General features: G+C 60.2%; 22 protein-coding genes and 4 pseudogenes. 11 read left to right on the forward strand and 15 right to left on the reverse strand.

What is annotated here, in order from left to right:
* Window positions 1-277 precede the first annotated feature (277 nt).
* From MHX65_RS03790 to MHX65_RS03800, 3 genes and pseudogenes are all read right to left on the reverse strand, one after another.
* Complete coding sequence (locus tag MHX65_RS03790; RefSeq protein WP_239268778.1) at window positions 278-1,102, reverse strand: ATP-grasp domain-containing protein; 825 nt, start codon at window positions 1,100-1,102, stop codon at window positions 278-280.
* A gap of 333 nt (window positions 1,103-1,435) precedes the next feature.
* Window positions 1,436-2,401, reverse strand: a complete 966-nt coding sequence (locus tag MHX65_RS03795; RefSeq protein WP_239268780.1) for a hypothetical protein — start codon at window positions 2,399-2,401, stop codon at window positions 1,436-1,438.
* A 116-nt stretch (window positions 2,402-2,517) separates the two neighbouring features.
* Window positions 2,518-2,742, reverse strand: a pseudogene (locus MHX65_RS03800) (DDE-type integrase/transposase/recombinase); the annotation flags it as partial.
* A gap of 245 nt (window positions 2,743-2,987) precedes the next feature.
* Here MHX65_RS03800 and MHX65_RS03805 point away from each other — a divergent pair.
* Both MHX65_RS03805 and MHX65_RS03810 read left to right on the forward strand, forming a co-directional pair.
* Entirely contained in the window at window positions 2,988-3,206 is a 219-nt protein-coding gene (locus MHX65_RS03805; RefSeq protein WP_239268782.1) for a transposase, read from the forward strand.
* A 556-nt stretch (window positions 3,207-3,762) separates the two neighbouring features.
* Window positions 3,763-4,077: pseudogene (locus tag MHX65_RS03810) on the forward strand (integrase core domain-containing protein).
* On the opposite strand, the gene MHX65_RS03815 reads toward MHX65_RS03810, so the two are convergent.
* Entirely contained in the window at window positions 4,007-4,177 is a 171-nt protein-coding gene (locus tag MHX65_RS03815; RefSeq protein ID WP_200449860.1) for a hypothetical protein, read from the reverse strand. The pseudogene MHX65_RS03810 and the gene MHX65_RS03815 overlap by 71 nt on opposite strands.
* Before the next feature lie 76 nt (window positions 4,178-4,253).
* Between MHX65_RS03815 and MHX65_RS03820 the strand changes: the two are divergent.
* Together MHX65_RS03820 and MHX65_RS03825 are read left to right on the forward strand one after the other, a co-directional pair.
* Window positions 4,254-4,442 (forward strand): annotated as a pseudogene (locus tag MHX65_RS03820) (integrase core domain-containing protein); the annotation flags it as partial.
* 91 nt (window positions 4,443-4,533) lie between these two features.
* A pseudogene (locus MHX65_RS03825) lies at window positions 4,534-4,689 on the forward strand (IS110 family transposase); the annotation flags it as partial.
* A gap of 74 nt (window positions 4,690-4,763) precedes the next feature.
* Here the strand turns inward: MHX65_RS03825 and MHX65_RS03830 are convergent.
* From MHX65_RS03830 to MHX65_RS03840, 3 genes are read right to left on the reverse strand one after another with little or no spacing between them, the layout of a single operon-like run.
* Window positions 4,764-5,528, reverse strand: a complete 765-nt coding sequence (locus MHX65_RS03830) for an ABC transporter ATP-binding protein (RefSeq protein ID WP_239268784.1) — start codon at window positions 5,526-5,528, stop codon at window positions 4,764-4,766.
* Window positions 5,521-6,399 carry an ABC transporter permease gene (locus tag MHX65_RS03835; protein ID WP_239268786.1) on the reverse strand — a complete coding sequence of 293 codons (879 nt, stop codon included), beginning with the start codon at window positions 6,397-6,399 and terminating at the stop codon, window positions 5,521-5,523. Before MHX65_RS03835 ends, MHX65_RS03830 begins: the two co-directional genes overlap by 8 nt.
* Window positions 6,400-6,412: 13 nt before the next feature.
* Window positions 6,413-7,582: an ABC transporter substrate-binding protein gene (locus tag MHX65_RS03840; protein WP_239268788.1), complete on the reverse strand. Its 1,170-nt coding sequence runs from the start codon at window positions 7,580-7,582 to the stop codon at window positions 6,413-6,415.
* Window positions 7,583-7,809: 227 nt separating this feature from the next.
* Between MHX65_RS03840 and MHX65_RS03845 the strand changes: the two genes are divergently transcribed.
* Complete coding sequence (locus MHX65_RS03845) at window positions 7,810-8,355, forward strand: OsmC family protein (RefSeq protein WP_239268790.1); 546 nt, start codon at window positions 7,810-7,812, stop codon at window positions 8,353-8,355.
* A 63-nt stretch (window positions 8,356-8,418) separates the two neighbouring features.
* Here the strand turns inward: MHX65_RS03845 and MHX65_RS03850 are convergent, their stop codons facing one another.
* Complete coding sequence (locus MHX65_RS03850) at window positions 8,419-9,429, reverse strand: o-succinylbenzoate synthase (protein WP_239268792.1); 1,011 nt, start codon at window positions 9,427-9,429, stop codon at window positions 8,419-8,421.
* Window positions 9,430-9,534: 105 nt separating this feature from the next.
* Between MHX65_RS03850 and MHX65_RS03855 the strand changes: the two genes are divergently transcribed.
* From MHX65_RS03855 to MHX65_RS03875, 5 genes are all read left to right on the forward strand, one after another.
* Entirely contained in the window at window positions 9,535-9,996 is a 462-nt protein-coding gene (locus MHX65_RS03855; RefSeq protein ID WP_239268794.1) for a DIP1984 family protein, read from the forward strand.
* A gap of 301 nt (window positions 9,997-10,297) precedes the next feature.
* Complete coding sequence (locus MHX65_RS03860; protein WP_239268796.1) at window positions 10,298-11,266, forward strand: 1,4-dihydroxy-2-naphthoyl-CoA synthase; 969 nt, start codon at window positions 10,298-10,300, stop codon at window positions 11,264-11,266.
* A 15-nt stretch (window positions 11,267-11,281) separates the two neighbouring features.
* On the forward strand, window positions 11,282-11,422 hold the full coding sequence (locus MHX65_RS03865; protein WP_023025121.1) for a hypothetical protein: 141 nt from the start codon (window positions 11,282-11,284) through the stop codon (window positions 11,420-11,422).
* A 66-nt stretch (window positions 11,423-11,488) separates the two neighbouring features.
* Window positions 11,489-12,625 carry an o-succinylbenzoate--CoA ligase gene (gene menE / locus MHX65_RS03870; protein ID WP_239268798.1) on the forward strand — a complete coding sequence of 379 codons (1,137 nt, stop codon included), beginning with the start codon at window positions 11,489-11,491 and terminating at the stop codon, window positions 12,623-12,625.
* An 80-nt stretch (window positions 12,626-12,705) separates the two neighbouring features.
* A complete protein-coding gene (locus MHX65_RS03875) occupies window positions 12,706-13,611 on the forward strand; it encodes a 1,4-dihydroxy-2-naphthoate polyprenyltransferase (RefSeq protein ID WP_239268800.1) in 906 nt (301 codons plus the stop codon).
* A gap of 21 nt (window positions 13,612-13,632) precedes the next feature.
* Here the strand turns inward: MHX65_RS03875 and MHX65_RS03880 are convergent, their stop codons facing one another.
* Complete coding sequence (locus tag MHX65_RS03880; protein WP_239268802.1) at window positions 13,633-13,956, reverse strand: DUF4229 domain-containing protein; 324 nt, start codon at window positions 13,954-13,956, stop codon at window positions 13,633-13,635.
* A 38-nt stretch (window positions 13,957-13,994) separates the two neighbouring features.
* Here MHX65_RS03880 and MHX65_RS03885 point away from each other — a divergent pair, with 38 nt between their 5' ends.
* Window positions 13,995-14,270: a hypothetical protein gene (locus MHX65_RS03885; protein WP_239268804.1), complete on the forward strand. Its 276-nt coding sequence runs from the start codon at window positions 13,995-13,997 to the stop codon at window positions 14,268-14,270.
* Here MHX65_RS03885 and MHX65_RS03890 read toward each other — a convergent pair.
* From MHX65_RS03890 to MHX65_RS03915, 6 genes are all read right to left on the reverse strand, one after another.
* Complete coding sequence (locus MHX65_RS03890; RefSeq protein WP_239268805.1) at window positions 14,267-14,524, reverse strand: helix-turn-helix domain-containing protein; 258 nt, start codon at window positions 14,522-14,524, stop codon at window positions 14,267-14,269. The two genes, MHX65_RS03885 and MHX65_RS03890, sit on opposite strands and share 4 nt — an antisense overlap.
* Entirely contained in the window at window positions 14,525-15,622 is a 1,098-nt protein-coding gene (gene ccsB / locus MHX65_RS03895; RefSeq protein WP_239268806.1) for a c-type cytochrome biogenesis protein CcsB, read from the reverse strand.
* Window positions 15,623-15,704: 82 nt separating this feature from the next.
* Entirely contained in the window at window positions 15,705-17,336 is a 1,632-nt protein-coding gene (locus tag MHX65_RS03900; protein ID WP_239268808.1) for a cytochrome c biogenesis protein ResB, read from the reverse strand.
* Window positions 17,337-17,343: 7 nt separating this feature from the next.
* A complete protein-coding gene (locus tag MHX65_RS03905) occupies window positions 17,344-18,147 on the reverse strand; it encodes a cytochrome c biogenesis CcdA family protein (protein ID WP_239268810.1) in 804 nt (267 codons plus the stop codon).
* A complete protein-coding gene (locus MHX65_RS03910) occupies window positions 18,148-18,765 on the reverse strand; it encodes a TlpA disulfide reductase family protein (RefSeq protein WP_239268812.1) in 618 nt (205 codons plus the stop codon).
* Window positions 18,765-19,373, reverse strand: coding sequence for a histidine phosphatase family protein (locus tag MHX65_RS03915; protein WP_239268816.1), 609 nt, complete (start codon window positions 19,371-19,373; stop codon window positions 18,765-18,767). Before MHX65_RS03915 ends, MHX65_RS03910 begins: the two co-directional genes overlap by 1 nt.
* Between the last annotated feature and the right edge of the window lie 30 nt (window positions 19,374-19,403).

A 19,403-nucleotide genomic window follows, 5' to 3' on the forward strand; every position in this document is an offset into this window, starting at 1 on the left:
ATGGAAGGAGCCCGAGTTTCCGGCTGGAAACAAGCCATTAACCAAATGGCCGTGGCCTACCCCGACAGCTTCGACAAATACCTATAAACCTAGCCCCACACACAAACAACTTGACACCCTCTTACCGCTCACCGAACGCCTTCGAAGACGCCGGGTTAGCTACACTTACTATCGCATCGTGATTAAATCCCCGTGTCCACTTTCCGGGGTTCGGGCCCCCGTCGTGCGACCGCTGCAGCAGCGACCCCTGCGCCGATAACAGCAATTCGGGTCGTCATCACGCATCCTTTCCGGGGGCAACAGTAAACAGATCACCATGGGCGTCGAAAGACTCAAGAGATTGAAGATCGGTCTCAACAGCAGCACGGTCAGAAGAGCCAAGAAAAACCATGCCAAACGCACCAGTTGTTACGCGATTCGACTTATCGATATAAGTGCCGATCTTTGGTCGCCGCGAGATTCTCTGAACGGTCGGGCGAGTTTGGACAAGATCCCAGTGGCACTGTTGAAGCACACCGTTTGACTGCGGGGTAGGCATGAGCCAGGCGACACACCCGTCAAGATTTCCGGCGAGTACTTCCTGTTCGGCAGCTTGTAAACCATCCACTAGCATCGTGGCGAGAACACTGATCTGGCTGAAACCGCGAGTCGGGAGATAGACCTCGTCGGGTACTTCGGGGCCCATACAGCGACCGTTGTATTCAATAAGTACCCACTGCCCCTTAGACCACCTCAGTTCCACGTGGGAGGCTCCGAAGTTTACTTCCAGAGCGTCAAGGAGCGATAAGGTATATTCCACGGCACCGGAATAGTGGTTGTCCTCCGGTCCTACTGTGATAGCTGAATATATGTGGGGAGCTCCAGATTCCTCCGTAAGTCCGTATCGGAAAACTTCGGTCACAATATGACGCCCTTCGGCTGTCACCGTGTTCACAAAATATTGAGGTCCGTCTACGTACTCCTGAAGAACCACGGAGGGTGATTTTTCTCCTAGCAAAGTCGTAGAATTTTGAATGGTAGTAATCGCTTGAAGAGTCTCGGGTTCTGTTTTGCAGAAATAGACATGGTCACTGCCCCGCTTCCCACAGGCTTGACAACACAATCCTTGACCAGGGACGGGTCTAGATAAAGGCTGTCTTGTGCAGAAGCGGGGGATAGGGTAACAGACCTTGGGGCACGCAGTCCATATTGGTGAGCAACATCAATCATTCCTTGCTTATGGCGACGGTGGCAGATCTTCTCTCTACCGTTATGCGGTAGTCCTAACTCAGCTGAAACCCACTCAGCTATGGATACTCCTGATTCGCTTCCCGGCACAACAAGGTCAAATTTTTCTTGGCTACATTCCCGGAGTAGGGGGCCAGGGCCCATGGATCGGAAATGCTCCCGTCTTCGTTAGCTGAGATGGCATACGGCGGGTTAGCAGTAGCAACCTCTACGTCCCTTTTTGGCGCAGGGTTGCCACCAGATCGGCGCTACTTGAAGAATCATCAACTACTAATATTTTCTTTTTCCGTGTTCCCCACATTGCTTGGCTTATGGTTATTGCCACAATGAGCATCAACAAAGTTAACTGAATTGGTTCGACTTGAGAGCCCAATGCCACCTCGGTAGCCATCACCACGGCCGGAAGGGCCGCGATGATCAGTGCCGAGATGAAAGGCGACGCTAAGGTAATTCCCCACTGCAAGAGCAGGATAGGAAAAGTAATGCACATCACCGATAGCAGGACGATTGACAGGGTAGAGCCTCGAAGCATCTCCGCTTCCACGGAAAAGAAAGCCACGAGACCGCTAATAATCCAAGCTAAGTGAAACCTCACTGCTGCAATCGTGAGAACGCTGTTCCCTTGTTCAGTAGCCCAGCGCGAGGAGTAAAGCACTCCTACCGCAGAAATTCCTGCGCCTACAGCTAGAGCGAAACCCAGATAAGACTGGGGTGAACTGCTTCCCGTTCCTAGGAAGAAAAAACATAGAGCCAGAACCACTACTGCAGTTGTGGACACCAATGAACTGCTGAGCCTTCTGGCCGACCAAGTCATTATTACTGCGACAATAAAAGGGCCGACTCCTGTTTCGATGACACTTGCTGCAGTGGGCTGCATCAAAGTAGTGGAAACATAGAATAAGCAGAAAGCGCCCGCAGTAAACAGATTGAGGCTTGCTGCAGTTGTCATTTTCATGGGGGGATGCGGTGTTTCCGTAGCTCGGTATTTTCTACGATAAAACGCTAAATAGACCACTGTGGAGATAATCGCTGCGATAAGAAACGCTGAAAACGTAGTAAAAGTAGATAGCTCTGGGTCTACTTGGGCTCCGACTATCGCAGTGCCGATTCCTTGCCATAGGACAGCTAGGGCTACGATAACCGCCCCTACACCTGGTTTATTGGACTGGATCATAAAACCTTACCCTCAAAATCCGTAAAGTTAACTTAATAGGTGCTGTTGCAAAGTTGGGCGGAGAGCAGCGAAGACTCAGTTTCTCATTCCCTGATGGCCGCTGCGTGTGGGCGTTGTTAGGCCGTCTCGAAGACCCGGTTGACGATCACCGCGTCCGGGTTCGGTTGCCCGTAGGCCAACATCGTGCCTTGCCCTTTCCGCAATGAGTGCATCGCCTCCATCCCTTTCAACGTCCGATATGCAGATGTCCGGTTCTTAAACGCGCCTTTTGGCCCGAGGATCCGCTTCAGCCGACCATGGTCGCCTTCCAGGATGTTGTTGAGGTATTTCACCTGCCGGTGTGAAGTGCCCCGAGTTTTGTTCCTAGGCATTTGCCTTGATTTCTATTATTCCCTGTTGCGGGGTCTTCTTCCAAAATTCGGTTTCCACCTCGGCTGGGGTTGGTCTGGGCTGGATTAAATAGACCATGTGGTTTGATCGTGTCTTCCGTGACAGCCCTTTGTTGGGCAGGAAGACTGATAATCATCAAGAAGTTTTCAAAACACACTCCTGAGCAGATCGTGGCCAACTTGATAAAGCCCGATCCATGAAGGCCTCGGGTAGTACCGTAGCCGAAGTCTGCCGCGACCTCGGTGTTAGCGAGGCAACCTACCGTCGCTGGGTCAAGCAGTACGGCGAGATGTCCCGCAGCGAAGCCCGCCGCTTTAAAGAACTGCAGGAAGAAAACGCCAAGCTTACCCGCCTACTCGGAGAAGCCGAGTTGGAAAAAGCGCTACTGAAGGAGCTTGCGGAGGGAAAATTCTGACCCCGGCACCCAAATATGAAGCCATCTATGACGCTGTATCCGTGGGCTATTCGGTGCGCTTTGCCTGTCGCGTGGTCGGGGTATCTAGAGCGGCGTACTACAACGCCCGCACACGCCACCAGCAGCCCAGCGTGGATAAGTACGCTGCTCTACGCAGGTGGCTCGTCACTTTCGCTGGTGAGCACCGACGCTGGGGCTATCGCCGTGCTTGGGTGAAAGCCAGGCCAGCTGATTTTACCTGTGGCCGTGATGTGGTGTATTACCTGTGGCGCCAGGAGGGTTTGCGGGTCTTGCCTCGCAAAGCTGGTAAGCAACAGTGCTTGCCTGTGCCAACGCCGCGCACCCAGCCAGCGACATGTCCGGGGCACGTGTGGGCACTGGACTTCCAGTTCGATAGTAACTTTCAGGGCAAAGCCTTTTAAGATCTGCAACGTGATCGACGAGTTTACCCGTGAGCATGTTGGTTTCGAGGTCGCTCGGTCAATCACCGCTACTGCCGTGATTGACCTGCTGGAGAACGTGAGCTGCTGTGCGTGGCAGGCCTCGGGTGTTACGTATGGATAACGGCCCGGAGTTCATCAGCCGTGAGCTGGCTAGTTGGGCTGCTAAGCAAGACACTGTCGAGGCGTTCATCCCACCGGGAATGCCATGGCATAACGGGTTTGTGGAGTCCTTCCACAACCGGCTACGCGACGAGCTGTGAGAGGACGAGATATTCGACGACCCCGACCATGCGTCGCGTTGCCTGCGACTGTGGTCGAAGCGCTATAATACCTATCATCCTCATTCGAGCCTAGGGTTTATCCCGCCGACTGAGTACGCCAACCAATGGCACCACACCCAGGAAGGCACTCAAACCGCCCGGTCTTAAAAACCAGCCCGGCCCACATCGACATGTTTTCCGCCAAGATGCGGTCTTCCACGAGACGGACCACACGGTCCTTCGCATCCTGGTCAAATTTTCTCGGCACGTTCCAGATTTTCCCATCTACTCAAACGGAACAAAACCTGGGACACTTCACACAAGCATTTAGAAACTACTGCTCATCGTTAGGTGTACGCCAGTCCATGGGCGCGGTTGGAACGAGTGCCGATAATGCCCTGGCAGAATCATTTAACGCCACCTTAAAGCGGGAAGTACTGCGTGATAGGAAACTCTTTGAAAGTCCAATCAGCTGCCGCCAGGAAGTCTTTCGGTGGTGCATGGGCTACAACACCCGAAGGCGCCACTCCTGATGCAATCTTGTAGCTCCTGATGTCTTTGAAGCCGAGACTTCAGCTACACTAATTAAAGCAGCACAGCTACCCCGACGTGTCCACATTTCGGGGTCAGGCCCTTATGTCGAATTCGCCCAATCGGGCTGGCAACAAAAAATTAAAGAACGCCCTATAGCAATCGTCTTTTGCATCGATCAGATTCCACGAGCGTTCCCGGCAATTCTATGAACGAAAACGCAAAGAAGGCAAAAGACTCAACGCCGCAGCAACCTAAAGTCAACACACCCCCAACAAGCCCACCCACGAAGTTGACAACCTATATAGGAACATCCTCTCGCTCTAGCCGTTTTCGAGCAGCCCAAGGAGCCGTTCGCGCAGCTCATTTTTGCGCTCCACCACCGCGGAGTCATCGCTACCGCTGCGCGGGCGGGGCAAGCCCACTTCAATGTCCTCGATGATGGTGGCCTCTGGCCCCGGCGACATGACCACAATGCGATCCGAGAGCAATACTGCCTCATCCACGTCGTGGGTGACCATGACCACCGTGCGGCGGTTTTCTTCCCACACATTCAACAGCAGCGACTGCAGCTGGCGGCGGGTAAGCGCATCCAACGCGCCGAAGGGTTCATCGAGCAATAAGATATCCGAGCCGATGGCGAAGGCGCGCGCCAAACCGACGCGCTGCTGCATGCCTCCGGATAACCGCGACGGGCGCCGGTCGGCCGCATGGCCCAAGCTGACCTCGTCGAGGAAGTCCTGCGCAATCTTGGTGCGCTCTGCCTTCGACAGCTCCGGGCGGGCCGATCGCAGTCCGAATTCGATATTCCCGCGCGCCGTCATCCAGGGCAGGAGCGCGTGATTTTGAAATACCACGCCGCGGTCTGGACCTGGGCCGGTCACGGCCTCGCCTCGCGCGCGCACCTCGCCGGTAGAGGGAAATGCGAGGCCCGCGATCATATTCAGCATGGTGGATTTGCCGGAGCCCGATGGCCCCAGCAGGGATACGAACTCGCCCTCCCCAATGGATACCGAGGTATCCCCAATGATCTTGGTTGGGCCGTAGCTTTTGGTAATACCAGCAAATTCGATATGGGCTTTAGTCATAGCGCACCACTTTCTGCAGGGAGGCAACGAGGTAATCCAGGGCCAATCCGATGACACCAATAAGCACGATGACCACGACGATGGCGTCAATATCGAGGCGGTTCCACATATTCCAGACAAAGAAACCGACGCCTTGGCCGCCGACGAGCATTTCCGCAGCCACGATGACTAACCAGGCGGTCGATAGCGATTGCCGCATGCCGGTGATAATCCCTGGCAGCGCAGCCGGCCCGACGATGTAGAGGAGCTGTTGCATCCGGTTCGTGCCGAGCGTGGCCGCTAGGTTCTTATACGTGGGGTGAATCCCGCGGACCGCCTCGATGGTATTGAGCAGCGTCGGCCACAAGGCGGAGAGGATGATGACGAAGACGGCGGTATTTTCGGCATCGCGAAGCAGCGCCAGGCCTAGTGGCAGCCATGCCAGCGGGGAGACGGGGCGCAGGATCTGGACAAAGGGATCCGTCGCGCGGCGGAAGGTTGCAGAAGAGCCCAGCCAAAAGCCCAGCGGAATGGCTATCACCATGGCGATGGCAAAGCCAATGAGCACGCGGCGCAAGGAGGCGACCATATGCCAAAGAATGCCCACTGAGGCCGGCCCATCCCGGTAGAAGGGATCCGAAAGAATCTCTACGGCCCTATCCCAGGTGTGCGCGGGAGTGGGGGCGATATCGGAAAGCCAGCCCGCAGCCGCGACCGCCTGCCAGAGGGCGATGAAGGCAATGAAAAGCGCAATACCCAGGCCCATTGCCTTCCACGGGCTCTCCCGCCGCTTCTTCCGGCTGGCGGTGCGGCCCGAATGGGGCGCTGCTGTGTGAGTGTCAGTGGAGTGCGCTGTACTGGTGCTAGCGCTGTCATTTTTTACTGTGGTCATAAGGCAAGAGTCCTTAACGCTGGTATCCGGCGGTGGGGTGCAGGGGATCGAAGCTATGGCCGTTGATTTTCACCGGGTCCGTGGTGAGATCGGCTTCGCGCGGTAAGACGGATTTCGTGACATCTAGCAACGCTTGGTCATCCATCCGCATCGCGCTTCCGCCCAGATCCCAGCGGGCCATTTGGGTGCCCATCCACGTAATTGCGGTGGCGGAGGTGCGGCCGCCAAACTTGATCATCTGTGGATCCACCGTGTCCTTGCCGTCCCAAGTGGTGTAGTTTCCGGCGAGCGCCCGCGAAATCAGCTCTTCCTTCTGGTTCAGGTACTTCTCCTTAGCCAGCATGGACGCCGATTCATGGACGTGGTCTGGGCTATCGACGTACTGCGCGCCTTCCTGCAGCGCCGCGACGACGCGGTCGCGCACGCCCCGGTCCACTTCCTTCGCCACGGCAACCGAGCAGCACGGGTGGTTGTCCCACATCTGGCGGGTGGGAACAAAGGCGCGGCCCGAGCCGGTAGTCAGGGCGCACTGGTTGAAGGGCTCTGGGCCAATGAAGCCGTCGATGGTGCCGACCGAAAGTTGCGCCACCATATCGGCCGGGCGCAATAGGCGCAGCTCCACATCGGAAACTGGGTCGACCCCGCCGGCCACGAGATAATCGCGCAGCAAGAGGGCATGCACGGAGTACTCAAAGGGAATTCCCAGCACCATGCCCTTCAGGTCCGCTGGCCGCGACACGGTATCCAGGTGAGAGGTGGACAAGGTCAGTGCCTGCCCGTTGGTGTTTTGCGTAAAGGCTAACTCGGTGGGCCGGGAGGCGTTGGTGGCACCGGCATCAATGGCTAGCGGCATGGGCGAGAGCATGTGCGCTACGTCTAAGGCGCCGGTGGCATAGGCGGTCCAGAGATCTGCCCACCCCGCGAATTTGCGCAGCTCAACGTTGAGGCCCTGCTTTGCGAAGGCGCCCAGGCCATCGGCGGCGACCAGCGGGGACGCGCACGCGATGGGCACGAATCCGATGGTGAGGGTTTCCCCGCCCTGCCCGGATGTCCCGGACTGGGCATTGTCCTCCTGCCGCGGCGAGGAACACGCAGAGAGGACCTGCGAGCCCACTGCTACCCCGCCCATTGCTACTGCGCTGCGCAGTATCTGCCGTCGCGACAGCTTCCGATTGTGAACCATGCGTTCTTTCTTAACTAGACCAAGTGGTTTGTTCAGAACGAACCTAGGCCGGGCGCACTACGGTGTCAATTTCTAAATTCACAGGTCAGCAAATGCGGTGCACACATTTATATTCACTCTAGACCTGGCATTCTCTACAAAATAGACCCCTTGTTCTAGATTTATATTTGCCTTCGCGTTACCATGGCGCCATCAGTTAATAAACATCTGATACAAGGAGCAATTTAATGTCTGATCTCACCCCAAACCACAACGAAGGCGACGCTCTCGAGCCCATCGACGGCGAGAAGCTCAACGACCTAGCACAGAAGAACATCGACAACCCTGAGGGTGCCAAGAAGCACGTCCGCACCCACACCGAGGCTGACGGTTTCTTCCGCAATAACACCACCGTGCGCGACCACACCATCAAGGTGGGCGAGCCTTTGCCGCTGCTTGGCGATGACTCCGCACCCAACCCCACCGAGGTCGCTCAGGCCGGTCTTGGCGCCTGCATCAACGTTGGCATCCAGGCCATCGCTCAGCACCGCGGCGTTACCCTGACCAAGCTGGAGCTCGACATCGTTGGCGACATCGACCTCTCCCCAACCTGGGGCGTTGGTGACTTGGGCGAGGACAAGCGCCCGGGCGTTTCCGACGTCAACGTTAAGGTCAATATCGACGGCGACGCCGACAAGGAGACCCTGCAGAAGATCGTGGACGACGCCATCAAGTGGTCCCCGGTTGTTAATACCTACACCCGCCCGGCCAACCTCACCCACGAGTTGGTCTAAGGTTTAGATAGATAAAAGCGCCTGGCAAGTGCCAGGCGCTTTTTCTTATGCTTTTAGGCGCAACTACAGGTGCTGCCACGATTCCCGGAGGCGCTCGAACCACCACTCGCGGCGGTCGGCCGGCGCGGCTAGGTCGGACAGGCGGTCCGGTTCTGGGGCGAGGATCTCGGCGCGCAGGTGCCCGTCGTGTAGCTGGCGTGGCGCGGTGACGTCTTCCTCAAAAAGGCTGCCCGTGGCCAGGCCCGCTGCGGCCGGGGTAACGTCGATGTCCTCGTCATCATAGATTTGCGGCAACGCCGCCACCGCCGCCAAGCCCATATTGATGCCGATGGAGGTATCCAGCGCCGAGGCCACTGTAATATCCATGTGCCGTTCGCGCAGGTGCTGTGCCACCTCGAGGACGCGGCGCACCCCGCCCAGCGGTGCAGGTTTAACCACTGCTACATCGGCCGCCTGCAGATCCGCCACGCGGTATGGATCCTCAACCTTGCGAATGGATTCATCCGCGGCCACGCGCACAAAAAGCCCGTTGCGCATGAGCTGCCTGCGCACCTCCACCAGTTCTTCCGCGCTCGCGCAGGGTTGCTCCATATAGTCCAGCGGCATGAGTGCCTGGGCGGCCTCTACCGCTTCGGCCACACTCCAGCCGCCATTGGCATCCACGCGCAGCACCGGGATAACCCCCCGGGCGCTGACGTGCTCGCGAACGGCGTGGACGCGCGCAATGTCATCGGCAAGCGTCTGGCCTTTCTCCGCCACCTTGATCTTGAACGTCCGGCAGCCGGGGTAGCGATCCACAATCGCGGGTACCTCGCTGGCGGGAACGGCGGGAATGGTGGCGTTGACCTCTACCCACTCTCGGACTGGCTCCGGAAATCCCTCGTAAGCGGCCTCCAACCCGGCGCGCAGCCACGCGGCCGATTCCGCGGGCCCGTATTCCAGGAACGGCGCAAATTCACCCCAACCGGCTGGCCCATCAATAAGCAACGCCTCTCGCGTGGTGATGCCGCGAAACTTCACGGCCAGCGGGAGGGAGACTACGTGGGCGCGGTCGAGAACGTCATCGATGTTCATAGGCTCATGGTAGCTGGCACGCCGCTCGCGCTGCGGACCACAACCCATTGACCCCAGCCCCCACCCCGGCTACGTTGGTTCCTACCTACCCCTGAAGGAGGAACCATGTTACTGGCAGAGGCATTAGCAGAGCGCGCCCAGGCGCAGGACCGGCTCAATGAGCTGCGCGAGCGTCTACTTTCCGTCGTACGCGTGCAGGAGGGCGATACCCCGGACGAGGATCCGGCCGAGCTTTTGCGCGAGTTGGAGGGCATTACCGGGCGCATCGATAAGCTCGTGCAGGCCATCAATGCCACGAACGTGGCCACGGATTTTGATGGCGAGAAGAACCTGATGCAGGCCCTTGCGCTTCGCGATGGCCTCGTGCGCACCCGCCGCATCTACCACGACCTCGCCCAAGCCGCGGGCGCGCGGCAGGACCGCTATTCCCGCGCGGAGATTAAGTTTGTGGCCACGCTGCCGGTAGCAGAGCTGCGCAAGCGGGTCGATGACCTGTCCAAGCAGTTCCGGGAGCTTGATACCCGCATCCAGCAGTTGAACTGGAATACGGAACTGATAACTCCATAGCGAAGCTTTAGTCATGCCACGCCGCGCGCGTGGCGGTAGCCTTTACGCACATGCAGCGAGTATGCCCCCGCCTTCGAGGGGAAATTCGAGGACATGTAGGCACCCTTTGGCGTTAAAGGGTTGAGGGAGTTCGAGTCTTCCCACAGTATTGATGACCGCGCCAGCATAGGGTACACGGGTACATTGCGGGATAACCCCTCGCAGTTATTGAGTATCGATTATTACCAGCATGCTGGGCAGTGCGTAGAGGTGAGGGTTGGGAATGGGGACTAAACTTTTCGCGCCCACTATGCTGGGCGCTATGAGCGAGCAGAAGAAATACAGCACCGAAAATCCGTTCCGCGAGGAATTGTGGCGCCCGGTTGAGGGCTTTGGGGATCTCACGGACGTCACCTACCACCGCCTGGCGGCGGACGGCCGGAAGAATGGCATCGTGCGCATCGCCATCGACAGGCCCGAGGTGCGCAATGCCTTCCGGCCACACACCGTAGATGAGCTGTATCGCACCTTGGATCACGCCCGCCGCACCCCGGATGTGGGCACGATCTTGCTTACTGGCAATGGGCCCTCGCAAAAGGATGGCGGCTGGGCGTTTTGTTCCGGCGGTGACCAGCGCATTCGCGGCCGGTCGGGGTATCGCTACGCCACCGAGCACGCCCACGATGATGCGACGGCGGATGAATCCAGCGTCGACGAGGCCCGCGCCAAGGTCGAAGGCGGCCGCCTGCACATCCTGGAAGTCCAACGGCTTATCCGCACCATGCCCAAGGTGGTTATCGCCGTGGTCAATGGGTGGGCCGCCGGCGGCGGGCACTCGCTGCACGTGGTCTGCGATATGACCGTGGCCTCCCGCCAGGAGGCGCGCTTTAAGCAGACGGATGCGGACGTCGGATCCTTCGATGCGGGCTATGGCTCGGCCTACCTGGCCAAGATGGTGGGCCAGAAATTCGCCCGCGAGATCTTCTTTTTGGGCCGCACCTACGATGCCCAGCGCATGTATGAGATGGGCGCGGTCAATGAGGTCGCAGACCACGGCGAGCTCGAGGACACCGCCATCCGCATGGGCCAGGAAATCAATATGAAATCCCCCACCGCCCAGCGCATGCTGAAATTCGCATTCAACCTTACCGATGATGGCCTGATGGGCCAGCAGGTCTTCGCCGGCGAGGCCACCCGCCTGGCTTATATGACCGATGAGGCCGTCGAGGGCAAGCAGTCCTTCCTGGACAAGCGCGAGCCTAACTGGGACGAATTCCCCTATTACTACTAAGGAGTGCCCCGCACCGTGCTCATCGCATTTTGTATCCTGCTTGCGATCCTCGCCGTCGGGGGCGTTCTCGGCTCGCGCGTGTGGATGCTGCGCCGCATTAAAGAAGCCGAGGCCAATAACGAGCGGCCCTTTGATCAAGAGGACACGTACCGCTGATTCCCGCATCGACTCACCCCGGCCGCAACCGGGCTTTGTCCCGCCGTAGCCTTAAGATCTACTGCCGTGACTATCCTCGCCCCCTTGCCCGTTGATCCGCATGACCCCGCGGCCATCCTGCCGGACCTCGAATCAGCCATTGCCGGTAGGTCCTGCTTTTTGCCGCTGCCGCTTGCCGATGCCACCCGCGCCACCCTCCTGCGCAATTCCCAACGCGCCGGCGAGCCCATCGCCGCGGACATCGCGCTCGTGGTCTCCACCTCAGGGTCCACCGGCACCCCAAAGGGCGCTCAACTAACGCCGGCCAACCTGGTCGCCAGCGCCGATGCCACCCACCAGGTCCTCGGTGGCCCTGGGCAATGGCTCTTGGCGATGCCCGCCCACCACATCGCCGGCATCCAAGTCCTCGTCCGTTCCCTGGTGGCCGGGGTGGATCCGCTCTGCCTCGATCTCAGCGCAGGCTTTAATATCTCCGCCTTCGCCCGCGCCGCCGCGGAGCTCTCCCGCACCGGTGATCGCACCTACACCGCGCTGACCCCGCTGCAACTGGCCAAGGCCATGGATACACCGGAAGGTATCGACGCGCTCCAGAGTTTCGATGCCATCTTGGTGGGCGGGGCCGCCATCCACCCGCGCCTGCACGCCGCGGCCACGGAGCGGGGCATCACTATCACCACCACCTACGGTTCCTCCGAAACCGCCGGCGGCTGCGTCTACGATGGCCGCCCCCTGCCCGGGACGACCGCCCGCGTCCAAGACGGCCGCATCCTACTCGGCGGGCCCACCATCGCGCAGGGCTACCGCAACGCCCCAAGCCACGAGGCGTTTCCCGGAAACGGGTGGTTTGCCACTTCCGATGCCGGCGTCATCGAAGATGGCATCCTCACCGTAACCGGACGCCTCGATAATGTCATCGACTCCGGTGGGCTCAAGCTGCACCCAGAGGTCTTGGAACGCGAGATCCTCCGCGTGCCGGGTGTTGAGGAGGCGTGTGTCGTCGGTATCCCGCACCCGCGGCTGGGCCAGGCCATCGTGGCCGCCTATACCGGTAATGCCGAGCTTGGCGATATCTTCGAAGCCCTCGAAGACGCCGAACTTCCCCGCTGGCAGCTGCCTAAGGACTTAAAGCGCCTCGCGGACTTTCCCACCACCGGCCCCGGCAAGATCGACCGCCAGGCCGTTGCCGCCCTCTTTAGCGCCTAACCTCCACCGCGGGCCCCGGCCTCGACTCCGGCCTCGGCCCCGGCTTCCTGATTGCTAAACGCTGCCAGCCCAGTGGCACAATGGTGGCTATGACTTCATCAGCCGGTAATTATTCCGCTACCGCACAGGATTGGATCAATGGCGCCCGCCCGCATACGTGGGCTAATGCCTTCGCACCCGTTATCGCCGGTACGGGCGCGGCCTTCGGCATTAATAGCGGGCATATCGGCCGCGCGGTGCTCGCGCTCATCGTGGCGTGGGCGCTTATCATCGGCGTGAACTTTGCCAATGACCATTCCGATGGTATCCGCGGTACCGATGATGACCGCACCGGCCCGCAGCGCCTGACCGGCAGCGGGCTTGCGCAGCCGCGCCACGTGAAATACGCCGCCTTTGGCTGCTTTGCCGTCGCCGGTCTGGCCGGAATCTTCCTGTCGCTGGCCGCTGGTGCCTGGTGGCTCATCCTCATCGGTGCGCTGTGCATCGCCGGCGCGTGGTTTTATACCGGCGGCAAGAACCCCTACGGCTACCGCGGCCTGGGCGAGGTCGCCGTCTTTATATTCTTCGGCCTCGTCGCCGTGCTCGGCACCGAATTTACCCAAGCCGGTCGCATTTCTTGGACGGGCCTGGCCCTCGCCATCGGCATCGGCGCCATGAGCTCCGGGGTGAACCTGGCCAATAATATCCGCGATATTCCCTCCGATGCCGAGGCCGGCAAGATCACCCTCGCGGTGCGGCTGGGCAATAAGAACGCCCGCCTGCTCTTTACCGGCCTGCTGCTGTTGCCCTTCATACTCACCATCGCGGTCGCCTTTGGCAGCTGGCTCGCGCTCGCAGGCCTGGTCTACTTCCCGTTTGCACTCCGCGCGGTGCGCACCGTCAACCGCGGCGCCACCGGACCCCAGCTCATCCCCGTGCTAGGGCTGACCGGGCGCGCCATGCTCATCTGGGCAGTCATCGAGGCCATCGCCGTCGCCCTCGTCTAGTCAAGGGCCAGGCTTGCGCGCCTAGGCCTCCGCGCGGCCTTCCAATTCGGCTTGCACCCAGCGCTTGTGCGCCTTGCGCTGCGCGGAGTATTCCGCCAGCGTCTGCGTGGCCTCGATGCGCCAGTTTTTAAACATCAGCATCGATAGCGGCAGGGCAACAAAGAGCGCCAGGAGCGCTGCCATGAGGACGGGGATGGGGAAACCAATCGCTACCGCCAGCAGCTCAATGACCGCGGTGAGCGCGATAAAAAGCACCACGCGCGCGAGCCCGTATTTCCAAAGCGCCTTGCGGGAGCGACGGCGCAGTTCGGGGTCCGGTTTCGGTGGCTCAGGGTTGTGCGTCATGGGGGTCGATTGTACGCCGTACAGGTAGAATAATCTGCATGGGTCGACTAATCCTCCTACTGCTTTTTGTCCTCGCCGCCTACCTGGTGTGGAAGGCCTTTGGGCCATCATCCTGGAAGTCCCGCCAGGTTGAAGAACAACCGCGTTCCATCAAGGGCCCCGATGATGACGAGGAGTTCCTGTGGAACCTGGAAAAGGAGCGCTTCAAGCAGCGCCGCAAACAGGAGGTCGAGGAAGAAAAACGCCGCCAGCGCCGCACTCGCGACGCCGACGGCAACAATGGTTCAAAGGGCCAAGAAGACAACCAGGATTAATCCTTTGGCACGAACCGCATCTCCAAGCCCAGCGCTTCTGCCACGGCGGTAACCTTTTCCCACCGCACGCCTGCCCCACCGTGTTCGATGGTGTGGAGGGTGGAGCGGGAGATGTGGGCGGCATCGGCAAGCTGCTGCTGGACGATGCCCAACTCACGCCGCCGCTGCGCAATCTGCGCGCCCAAGCCCAGGATGAGCTCGTTATCGCCGGCGGGCTTTCCCTGCTTATTGCGCGGGCTATGGTTGGTGGCCATTTAGTTCAGCCCCGCATAGGAGTGCAGGCCGGAGACCACCATATTGATGAAGAAGAGGTTGAATACCATCGCCGCCATGGCCAAAACGTTGATCCACGGCGCCGCCTTGCGGAAGGCCGGGGTGGCGCGCGCATGCAGGTAGGCCGCATAAAGAATCCAGGTGGCAAAGGACATGGTTTCCTTCGGATCCCAGCCCCAGAAGCGACCCCACGCGGATTCGGCCCAGATGGCACCCAAGATGATGCCTAGGCCCAGGGTGGGCAGGGTGATAACGGCCAAGCGGTACGCCAAGCGGTCAATCTTGGCCGCGGATGGCAGCGGATAAGCCAGAGCACCAAAAATGCCACGCTCCGCGTTCTTTGGCTGCCACTGGCGCAACAGGGTCAATAGCGAGATGATGCCGGAAATGATGCCGATGGACGCGCCCAAGGACACCACCGTGACGTGAATGGGCAGCCAGTGCGATTGCAGGGCCGGCACCACAGGTGCGGACTCCGCATACAGCTTGGTAGACCCGTAAAACATCAGCGCCAGCACTGGGGTAAGGATCCACGGCCAGACCGTGCGCCATTCCTTGCGCTGCATGGCGATATTGCCCACCAAGAGCACGCCGAAGGACACCATCAACACGTACTCGTAAAGGTTGCCAAACGGGAAACGCCCCGTGGCCAGCCCGCGCAGCACGATAGCCGCGGCGTGCAGGGCAATGCCCACCCACATCAGCGAGCTGGTCATGCCGCCAAGCTTATCCAGCTTGCGTTCCTTGTCCGCGACTTCTTCCTCGCTCAAGGTTGCAGCCGCAGACGACGCCTCAGCCTCGTAGTCGGTGCCGACATCCGTTGCGCCCGTGCCGGTTGCAGCGTCAGCACCGGTATCGCCGCCGCCAGCTCCGGCGGCGGGAGCAGCCGCGGCACCAGCCTCGGCTCCAGCGCCGACCAATACCTTGGACGCCTCCGAGCGGTTGACGCGGTGCGCCTCGATAAGGCTGCGTATGCGGCCGTAGTACAACAGCGACATAAGAAGCGCGACGCAGTACACCACGAATGCGGTCTGCACCGCGAGATCCGAGAAGTTCGACAGATTCTGATCGATCTGCAAGGGAGTCCACCTAGCCTTCACACGTGCGGGATGATGCTGATTACCTTACTCATGCACACAGCGGGATCCAACTATAGTTGGATTACTCATCAGTATAGAGTTTGTCTTCTTCCACCTCATCTGGATCCGGAAGCTCCAAGAGCGCGCGGTGCAGCTCATGGAATTCCTCGGACCAGCCGGCGCGGTCGGTGCGGGCGAGACCACCCATCTCAATGGTGGTGCCGCCGGCGGAATCCGGCCGCAGGCGAATATAGACGCGGCGGCGCTTAATCATCAACGAGGCCACCAGGGATACCAACATGATTAGCGCGGATGCCAGCACCCACTTCTGGAATGGGTCATAGGAGACCTGATAATTGGCAAACTCGTTGGCGCCGTTGAAGGTGATCTTGGTGCCATCGTCAAGCGTGACGTCATCGCCTTGGCTCAGGTTCACGCGGTCGATCTTCTGCAGCTGCCCGGAGTGTACGAGGCTTGAATCCAGCGAAAAGAGCGACTGCGGCGTACCGGTATCGAGGCCAGCATCGCCGCGGTAAATATCGACCGCCAGCGCCGGATCATTCAGGCCCGGGTGAGAGGACTGCAAAAGCTTGCCGTTCTCACCGCTCCACTCGGCCGTTGGGGCGAAGAGGCCCTGGATGGCCAGCTGGTTTTGGCGGCGCTCGAAAAGATCCGGGTACATGCCCGCCGGCGGGTCAAAGCGCAGCACGCCCGAAGACAGGAAGAAGGTCGTGTCAGTGGGCTGGAATTGAATGGTCTGCGTGCGCTTTTCACCATCCGGCCACTCCACGGTCACCGTCGGCGCATAGCCGTGGCCCTGCAGGTAGACGCGGTTTTGTGCCAGGCGCAGCGGGTGGTTGACCTTGAGCTCGTAGTCCTTCCATTCGGAAGGATCCTTATAAATATCGTCGCCTTCCGCATAAGAGACATTGGAGGTAAACATCTCCGCCTGGCCATTGGGCAGGTACTTCGCGGTGAAGTCGTGCGCGGTCATGCAGAAGGGGTGGAGCCCGGTGCCATCGAAAAGCGGCCCTGCCCGGAAGGAGTCAAAGTTCGAGGTGGAGGTATTACAGAACTCCGTGGACTGCTCCAGCGAGGTATTGCCGCCCTGCGAGCCGGATTCCGTAACCACGATGACCTGGCCCTCGTAGTTGACCAGGCGGCCGGCGGCCACGGTGACCAAGATCGCCACCAGGGCGACGTGGAAAATGAGGTTGGCCAGCTCGCGGCCGTAGCCGCGCTCAGCGGAAAAGGCGTGCACCCCGGCGCGGTCCTCATTCGGGGTGTATTCTGCCACGCGCCACTTTTTCAGGCGCTTGTGGATCTCCGCGCTGAGTTCTTCCTCGCTCTTATCCGAATGCCCCTCGGCGCTTAGCGGCAGGCGGTGCAGGTACTTCGGCGCGCGCGTGGGCTGTGTGCGCCACGCCTTGTAGTGATCGATCGAGCGCGGAATGATGCAGCCAATGAGCGAGACCGCCAACAGCAGGAAGATGGCTTGGAACCAGATGGAGGAAAAGACATCAAAAAGCTGCAGCTTATCGTAGATTTCCGCCACGGTGCCATTGGATTCGATGAACTCCTGCACGTTCTGCTCGTTCAGATCGCGCTGCGGCAAGAGGGAGCCGGGGATGGCGGCGAGCGCCAGCAGGAAAAGCAGGGCCAGCGCGGTGCGCATGCTGGTAAGCCAGCGCCAGGCTTTGCGGATATATTTCACGTTTCTCCTAAATGAGGGTTGCGCCGTAGTCCACGGTCCATTTCTGGATATAGGAAATAAACTCGCCCCACAGGCCGGTAATCAGGGCAACGCCCACGAGGATCATCGCCACGCCGCCAATAATCTGAATGGTGCGCGAGTGCTTGCGGGCCCACGAGATGGTGCGCATCGCCCGGGCGGATCCCAGCGCCACCAGCAGGAACGGCAGGCCAAGGCCCAGGCAATAGCCCACGATGAGCAGGGCGCCGCGGGCGGCGGTCACGCCTTCGGTACCGGCGGAAATGGACACAATCGCCGCCAGCGTGGGTCCCAGGCACGGCGTCCAGCCCAGCGCGAACACGCCGCCCAAAAGTGGCGCGCCCAGCCACGTGGTCCAGCGCTTTGGCGCCAAGCGCGTGTCTTTCTGCAGCGCCGGAATCGCGCCCAGGAAAACCACGCCCATCAAGATGGTGACGCCGCCGCCCACGCGCATCAGCGTATCGGCGTTGAGCGTGAGCGCGGAAATCGCGCCAAAGACCGAGACCGTCGCCAGCACAAAGACCACGGTAAAGCCCAAGATGAACAGCGCTGCCGCCAGCACGACGGCCCATTGCCTGCGCTTGCCGACGCCCACCCCCAGCTTCTCGTCATAGCTCACCTCACCGCCAACCACGCTGGCGAGGTACGAGATATAGCCGGGCACCAGCGGGATGACGCAGGGGCTGGCAAAGCTGACGAGACCCGCCAGAGCCGCGGCGAGGATGCCGAGGATCAACGGGCCGGAGGTGGCAGCTTCGGCAAACTGGCCGCCGATATTTGCTGCGTAATCCATTTATTCCTTTTCTAACTTATCCACAACATCCATCACGTCATCGGTAGTGATGGACCGCAAGAAAACGGTAGCCGGACGGTGTTGTTTATCCAAGACGATCGTGGTCGGCACCACGGACGTAGGCACGCCGCCGAGCGCCGCGGCCGTCTTAAACGGCGGGTCATAGATGGAGGGGTACTCCAGCCCGTTATCGTCCAAGAAGTCATTGGATACCTGCGGGTTATAGTCGCGCACGTTGATGCCTAAGACGGTACCCAGGTCGCGTTTTTGCAGCTCTGCGTGCACTGCCTGCAGGTCATCGGCCTCAGCGCGGCACGGCGCGCACCACTGGCCCCAGGAATTCAAGACCACGACTTCACCCTCGTAGTCATCCAAGGAAATGGTCTTATTCGTATCGCGGACATCGGCGCCGCTGAAACTGCGCAGCGGTTTCCTATCGGCTTCCTCGTAGTGGATTTCCCGCTCCCCGCCCGGGGAGATGAATTCGAATTCGCCGCCGGTGGCCACCGCGTTCTGCGCGTTCTCGGCGTCCTGCGTGCAGGCGGTCAAGGTCAGGGCGGTTATAGAAAGCGCGGCTGCCACAACGCGCGTTGCCGCACGGGTGCGTGTACGTGCCATTAAATCTCCTGCGCCGGCGAGGAGTAGAAGATATCGGTGACCTGGTTATCCTCAAAAAGCAGCGAGGTTACCGAGGCCAACGCGCACTCGCGGTTCCACGGCGCATGCGGCAGGCGCTGGCCCAGCACCGTGCGCTGCACCATCACGATGGGCAGCTGGTGACTCACCAGCACGGCTTCATGCCCCTCCGCCGCGGTATGCGCGCGGTCGACCGCACCGAGCATGCGCTCGGCGATGCCCTCATACGCCTCACCCCACGACGGCTCCAGCGGGTTGACCATCTTCGGCCAGTGCCGCGGGTTCCACAGCGCCGAGCGCAAACCCTTGGTGCGCAGGCCCTCGAATTGGTTACCGGACTCGATGAGCGTCTTATCGACGTCCACATTTAGCCCCGTCACCTGCGCAATCGGCCGCGCCGTTTCCTGCGCGCGCTGCAGCGGCGAGGCCGCCAAATAGGTCACATCATGATCGCGGAAGCTTTCCGCCGTCCGCGCGGCCATGGAACGCCCGCGCGAGGATAGGTGATAGCCCGGGATGCGCCCGTACAGGATCTTGCCCGGGTTGTGTACCTCGCCATGGCGCACGAGGTGAACGATGGTGCGTGTCATGTCTCTCCTTATTGAGCAGGCCTAGTTACG

This window comes from Corynebacterium sp. ACRPS (assembly GCF_022346005.1).
GTDB lineage: Bacteria > Actinomycetota > Actinomycetes > Mycobacteriales > Mycobacteriaceae > Corynebacterium.

Coding starts and splice junctions, on each gene's coding strand:
- MHX65_RS03845 (WP_239268790.1), top strand. CDS start 7,810: ATGTCTGATCTCACCCCAAACCACAACGAAGGCGACGCTCTCGAGCCC.
- MHX65_RS03915 (WP_239268816.1), bottom strand. CDS start 19,373: ATGACACGCACCATCGTTCACCTCGTGCGCCATGGCGAGGTACACAAC.
- MHX65_RS03910 (WP_239268812.1), bottom strand. CDS start 18,765: ATGGCACGTACACGCACCCGTGCGGCAACGCGCGTTGTGGCAGCCGCG.
- MHX65_RS03890 (WP_239268805.1), bottom strand. CDS start 14,524: ATGGCCACCAACCATAGCCCGCGCAATAAGCAGGGAAAGCCCGCCGGC.
- MHX65_RS03905 (WP_239268810.1), bottom strand. CDS start 18,147: ATGGATTACGCAGCAAATATCGGCGGCCAGTTTGCCGAAGCTGCCACC.
- MHX65_RS03885 (WP_239268804.1), top strand. CDS start 13,995: ATGGGTCGACTAATCCTCCTACTGCTTTTTGTCCTCGCCGCCTACCTG.
- MHX65_RS03875 (WP_239268800.1), top strand. CDS start 12,706: ATGGTGGCTATGACTTCATCAGCCGGTAATTATTCCGCTACCGCACAG.
- MHX65_RS03835 (WP_239268786.1), bottom strand. CDS start 6,399: ATGACCACAGTAAAAAATGACAGCGCTAGCACCAGTACAGCGCACTCC.
- MHX65_RS03805 (WP_239268782.1), top strand. CDS start 2,988: ATGAAGGCCTCGGGTAGTACCGTAGCCGAAGTCTGCCGCGACCTCGGT.
- MHX65_RS03855 (WP_239268794.1), top strand. CDS start 9,535: ATGTTACTGGCAGAGGCATTAGCAGAGCGCGCCCAGGCGCAGGACCGG.
- MHX65_RS03840 (WP_239268788.1), bottom strand. CDS start 7,582: ATGGTTCACAATCGGAAGCTGTCGCGACGGCAGATACTGCGCAGCGCA.
- MHX65_RS03880 (WP_239268802.1), bottom strand. CDS start 13,956: ATGACGCACAACCCTGAGCCACCGAAACCGGACCCCGAACTGCGCCGT.
- MHX65_RS03850 (WP_239268792.1), bottom strand. CDS start 9,429: ATGAACATCGATGACGTTCTCGACCGCGCCCACGTAGTCTCCCTCCCG.
- MHX65_RS03860 (WP_239268796.1), top strand. CDS start 10,298: ATGAGCGAGCAGAAGAAATACAGCACCGAAAATCCGTTCCGCGAGGAA.
- MHX65_RS03830 (WP_239268784.1), bottom strand. CDS start 5,528: ATGACTAAAGCCCATATCGAATTTGCTGGTATTACCAAAAGCTACGGC.
- MHX65_RS03795 (WP_239268780.1), bottom strand. CDS start 2,401: ATGATCCAGTCCAATAAACCAGGTGTAGGGGCGGTTATCGTAGCCCTA.